At 71.2% G+C, this 5,129-nt stretch carries 5 protein-coding genes; 4 read left to right on the top strand and 1 reads right to left on the bottom strand.

Annotation, left to right across the window (positions count from 1 at the left end; translation table 11 throughout):
* Positions 1-83 precede the first annotated feature (83 nt).
* The 4 genes from AOK01_RS16270 to AOK01_RS16255 are packed head-to-tail and all read left to right on the top strand — an operon-like array spanning position 84 to position 4,275.
* Positions 84-1,256, top strand: coding sequence for an acyl-CoA dehydrogenase family protein (locus AOK01_RS16270; protein ID WP_055512192.1), 1,173 nt, complete (start codon positions 84-86; stop codon positions 1,254-1,256).
* Positions 1,257-1,314: 58 nt separating this feature from the next.
* Positions 1,315-2,934, top strand: coding sequence for a 4-coumarate--CoA ligase family protein (locus AOK01_RS16265; protein ID WP_055512194.1), 1,620 nt, complete (start codon positions 1,315-1,317; stop codon positions 2,932-2,934).
* On the top strand, positions 2,931-3,665 hold the full coding sequence (locus AOK01_RS16260) for an enoyl-CoA hydratase family protein (RefSeq protein WP_055512191.1): 735 nt from the start codon (positions 2,931-2,933) through the stop codon (positions 3,663-3,665). The genes AOK01_RS16265 and AOK01_RS16260 overlap by 4 nt, the downstream gene beginning before the upstream one ends.
* Position 3,666: 1 nt before the next feature.
* A complete protein-coding gene (locus tag AOK01_RS16255; RefSeq protein ID WP_055512189.1) occupies positions 3,667-4,275 on the top strand; it encodes a TetR/AcrR family transcriptional regulator in 609 nt (202 codons plus the stop codon).
* Between the two features lie 113 nt (positions 4,276-4,388).
* Here AOK01_RS16255 and pdxH read toward each other — a convergent pair whose 3' ends face one another.
* The gene (gene pdxH, locus AOK01_RS16250; protein ID WP_055512188.1) at positions 4,389-5,066 is read right to left on the bottom strand and encodes a pyridoxamine 5'-phosphate oxidase; all 678 of its coding nucleotides are present in this window, start codon (positions 5,064-5,066) and stop codon (positions 4,389-4,391) included.
* Positions 5,067-5,129: the final 63 nt, after the last annotated feature.

Here is a 5,129-nt window from a genome sequence, read left to right as displayed (position 1 = left end):
AGGGGCGCGGGGAACTGCGCGCTCAGCCACACCCGACCCGCACCCTCCGAACATCACGAGCCCCCTCACCCTGAGGAGCCCTCATGTCCCCCGTCCTGGAAACCGAAGAACACAAAGCGCTCCGCGCCGCCGTAGCCGCGCTCGGCAAGCGCTACGGCCGCGAGTACCTCACCAAGGTCATCGCGGAGAAGGGCCACCCCGACGAACTGTGGTCGGAAGCCGCCAAGCTCGGCTACCTGGGCGTCAACCTCCCGGAGGAGTACGGCGGCGGAGGCGGCGGCATCACCGAGCTCTCCATCGTCCTGGAGGAGCTGGGCGCCGCGGGCTGCCCCCTCCTCATGATGGTCGTCTCGCCGGCCATCTGCGGCACGGTGATCGCTCGCTTCGGCACGGAGGCACAGAAGCAGGAGTGGCTCCCGGCCCTGGCCGACGGCACCCGCACCATGGCCTTCGGCATCACCGAACCCGACGCCGGCTCCAACAGCCACCGCATCACCACCACCGCCCGCCCCGCGGACACCGGTGGCGACGACGGCTGGATCCTCACGGGCCGCAAGGTGTTCATCTCCGGCGTCGACATCGCCGACACCACGCTCATCGTGGCCCGCACGGCGGACGCCCGCACGGGCAAGCTCAAGCCCGCCCTGTTCATCGTCCCGCGCGACGCGCCCGGCTTCGGGCGCCGGCAGATCGACATGGAGCTGACCGGCGCGGAGAAGCAGTTCGAGCTGACCCTGGACGACGTACGGCTGCCCGCCGACGCGCTCGTCGGCGACGAGGACGCGGGCCTGCTGCAACTCTTCGCGGGGCTCAACCCCGAACGCATCATGACCGCCGCCTTCGCGATCGGCATGGGCCGCTACGCGCTTTCCAAGGCCGTCGCCTACGCGCGCGAACGCACCGTCTGGCGCGAACCCATCGGTGCCCACCAGGCCATCGCGCACCCCCTGGCGCAGGCGCACATCGAGCTCGAACTCGCCCGCCTGATGATGCAGAAGGCGGCCCACCTGTACGACTCCGGGGACGACATCGGCGCCGGAGAGGCCGCCAACATGGCCAAGTACGCCGCCGCGGAAGCCTGTGTGAAGGCCGTCGACCAGTCCGTGCACACTCTCGGCGGCAACGGCCTGACCAGCGAGTTCGGCCTCGCGTCACTCATCACCGCGGCCCGGGTGGCCCGGATCGCCCCCGTCAGCCGGGAGATGATCCTCAACTACGTCTCGCACCAGACCCTGGGCCTGCCCAAGTCGTACTGAGCCCAGGCCCGATCCCCACTCCCGTACGACCTCCGGCTCCCGGAAAGGGCCCGCCATGGTGTTCCGCAGCGAGTACGAAGACGTTCCCGCCGTCGAAGAACCCATCCACGAGGCGGTGCTGGGCCGCGCCGCCTCCCGGGGTGACGCCCCCGCACTGATCGACGGCGTGAACGGGACGACCCTCACGTACGCCCAACTCGACACGTTCCACCGGCGGGTCGCCGCCGCGCTCGCCGAACTCGGCGTCCGCAAGGGCGACGTGCTGGCGCTGCACAGCCCCAACACCATCGCCTTCCCGACGGCCTTCTACGCCGCCACGCGCGCGGGGGCAGCCGTCACCACAGTGCATCCCCTCGCCACTCCCGAGGAGTTCGCCAAGCAGCTGAGGGACTGCGCCGCCCGGTGGATCGTCACCGTGTCACCACTGCTGGAGACGGCCCGCGCGGCGGCCGAACTCGCGGGTGGCGTACGGGAAATCCTCGTCTGCGACCAGGCGCCCGGACACCGCTCACTGCTCGACATGCTGGGCTCCACCGCCCCCGAGCCGCAGATCGACATCGACCCCGTGACGGACGTGGCGGCCCTCCCGTACTCCTCCGGGACGACCGGCGTCCCCAAGGGCGTGATGCTCACCCACCGGAACATCGCCACCAACCTCGCGCAGCTGGAGCCGACCATCCCGTCGGGCCCCGGCGACCGTATCCTCGCCATCCTGCCGTTTTTTCACATCTACGGGTTGACGGCCCTCATGAACGCGCCGCTCAGACAGGGCGCCACCGTGGTCGTGCTGCCGCGCTTCGACCTCGACACGTGCCTCGCGGCCATCGAGAAGTACCGCATCACCGCCCTGTACGTGGCCCCGCCGATCGTGCTCGCCCTCGCCAAGCACCCGGCCGTCGACGGCTACGACCTGTCGTCCCTGCAGTACGTCATCAGCGCGGCGGCGCCCCTGGACGGCGCACTGGCCGAAGCCTGTTCGCGCAGGCTCGGACTGCCACCGGTCGGCCAGGCGTACGGCATGACGGAACTCTCGCCCGGCACCCACATCGTCCCTCTGAACGCGCAGAACCCGCCCCCGGGCACCGTCGGGAAACTCATCCCCGGCACGGAGATGCGCATCGTCTCCCTGGACGAGCCCGGAAAGGACGTCGGCGTCGGCGAACGCGGCGAGATCGTCATCCGCGGACCACAGGTCATGAAGGGCTACCTGGGGCGGCCCGCCGAGACCGCCGCGATGATCGACGACGACGGCTGGCTCTCCACCGGCGACGTCGGCCACGTCGACGCGGACGGCTGGCTGTACGTCGTCGACCGGGTCAAGGAACTCATCAAGTACAAGGGCTTCCAGGTGGCACCCGCCGAGCTGGAAGCGCTCCTGCTGACGCACCCCGGCATCGCGGACGCCGCCGTCATCGGCGTCTACGACACCGACAACAACGAGAGGCCGCACGCGTACGTGGTACGCCAGCCGGCCACGCCGGACCACACGGGGGCCGACCACACGGGTGCCGACCACACGGAGACCGCGCTCACGGCGGCCGAGGTCATGGATTACGTCGCCGCGCGCGTCGCCCCGTACAAGAAGGTCCGGCACGTCGACTTCATCGACGCGGTGCCCAGGGCGGCCTCCGGAAAGATCCTGCGACGGGAACTGCGGGAACTGAGGGAGCGCGCATGACGGTGGTGCGGCGGTCGTACGAGCGCGGGATCGCCACCCTCACGCTCGACGCGCCCGAGCGGCGCAACGCCCTCTCCGCCCAACTGGTGGGAGACCTGGCGGACGCGCTCACGGAGTGCGGCAAGGACGGTGACGTACGCGCCGTCGTCCTCACGCACACCGGGAACACCTTCAGCGCCGGCGCGGACCTCCGCGACCCCCCGCACCCGGACGCGCTCGTCGCGCTGCTGCGGCAGATCGTCGAACTGCCCAAGCCGGTCGTCGCCCGCGTCACCGGCCACGTGCGCGCGGGCGGCCTCGGGCTGCTCGGTGCCTGCGACATCGCCGTGGCCTCCCAGGAGGCGACGTTCGCCTTCACCGAGGTACGCATCGGGGTCGCGCCCGCCGTGATCTCGCTGCCCCTGCTGCCCCGGCTCGACCCGCGCGCGCTGGCCCGCTACTACCTCACCGGGGAGAGGTTCGACGCGGCCGAGGCCGCCCGGATCGGCCTCGTCACGGTGGCGGGCGAGGACGCCGACGACGTACTCGCGCCCGTGCTCGACGGCCTGAGACGATCCTCGCCGCAAGGGCTGGAAGAGACGAAACGGCTGCTCACAGCTAAGGTGCTGGAGATCTTCGACCGGGACGCCGCCGACCTGACGGCGCTCTCGGCCCGGCTGTTCTCCTCGGCGCAGGCCCGCGAGGGGATGACGGCCTTCCTCGAACGACGGGATGCCTCATGGGTGCGGTGACATGGGTGTGGTGAACGGCGTACCTCCGGCGGAGCGTGTCCCGAAACAGGACCGCAGCCGCGCCACCCGGCAACGCCTGCTCGAAGCCGCCGTGGCCTGCCTGGCCGAACACGGCTGGGCGGGCTCGACGGTCTCCGTCGTCGCCGAACGCGCCGGGGTGTCGCGGGGCGCGGCCCAGCACCACTTCCCGACCCGCGAGGACCTCTTCACGGCGGCGGTCGAGTACGTCGGCGAGGAGCGCTCGACGGTCCTGCGCGCCCTCTTCCCCGAGGGTGCCGCGGACCGCCGTGCCGTCGTCACCGCCCTGGTCGACCTCTACACGGGCCCCCTGTTCCGCGCCGCCCTCCACCTCTGGGTCGCGGCCTCGAACGAGGACCAGCTGCGGCCCCGCGTGATCGAGCTGGAGAGCCGGTTCGGCCGCGAGACGCACCGCATAGCCGTGGAACTGCTGAACGCCGACGAGTCCCGCCCCGGCGTCCGCGAAACCGTCCAGGGCTTCCTGGACATGTCCCGAGGCCTGGGCCTGGCCAACCTCCTCACGGACGACACGACCCGCAGACACCGAGTGGTCACCCAGTGGGCAGAGATCCTGGACGAGGCACTGGGCTGAGCGGCCTTTTAGGGGCGCGGGGAACTGCGCGACAAGCCACGACGGCGCGTCAGCCGCCATCAAAGCTCAGGCGGCACCCCCTGGCGCGAGGGCTGTCCAAGGCGCGCTGCCCCTCAGGGGCTGAGCCGCTCCACCCGCCAGCCCCCGTCCTCCCGCACGACATACCGCAACCGGTCGTGAAGCCGGTTGTCCCGCCCCTGCCAGAACTCGACCGCCCGGGGCGCGACCCGGAACCCGCCCCAGTTCGGCGGCACCGGCACCTGCTCACCCTCGGGATACCGCGCGGCCAGCTCGGCGTACGAGGCGTCGAGCTCGGCCCGCGAGGAAACCACCGCGGACTGGGCGCTGGCCCACGCACCGAGCTGGGACCCGTGCGGCCGCGTACGGAAGTACGCCGCCGTCTCGTCCCGCCCCGTACGCCGCGCGGTCCCGGAGACGACGACCTGGCGCGCCACCGGATGCCACGGGAAGAGCAAGGAGACGTACGGGTTCTCGGCCAGCTCGCGCGCCTTGCGGGACTCGTAGTTGGTGAAGAAGACGAAACCGCGCTCGTCGTACTGCTTCAGCAGCACCGTGCGGGAACTGGGCCGCCCCTCGGCGTCCGCCGTGGAGACGACCATCGCGTTCGGCTCGTACACAGCGCCCTGCACCACCCCCTGCACCGCGGCCTGCGCGAACCAGCGCGCGAACTGCTCCATGGGGTGGTCGGCCAGCTCGGTCTCGTCGATTCCCTCGGCCCGGTACTGCTTGCGCATCAACGCGGGATCGAGGACGGGGTCACGGTCGGTCACACAGTCATCCTGCCGTATTCCGAAGGGAGTCAGAGGGCAGTTGCCGGGGCAGGCGGCCGGGGG

It is taken from the genome of Streptomyces aurantiacus (assembly GCF_001418335.1).
Lineage (GTDB): Bacteria > Actinomycetota > Actinomycetes > Streptomycetales > Streptomycetaceae > Streptomyces > Streptomyces aurantiacus.
Note: the sequence above shows the minus strand (reverse complement) of the source record. Positions and strands in the feature narration are given on the sequence as shown.

Excerpts from the sequence above, each read along its gene's own strand:
- AOK01_RS16270 (WP_055512192.1), top strand. The coding sequence starts at position 84 with ATGTCCCCCGTCCTGGAAACCGAAGAACACAAAGCGCTCCGCGCCGCC.
- AOK01_RS16260 (WP_055512191.1), top strand. The coding sequence starts at position 2,931 with ATGACGGTGGTGCGGCGGTCGTACGAGCGCGGGATCGCCACCCTCACG.
- AOK01_RS16255 (WP_055512189.1), top strand. The coding sequence starts at position 3,667 with ATGGGTGTGGTGAACGGCGTACCTCCGGCGGAGCGTGTCCCGAAACAG.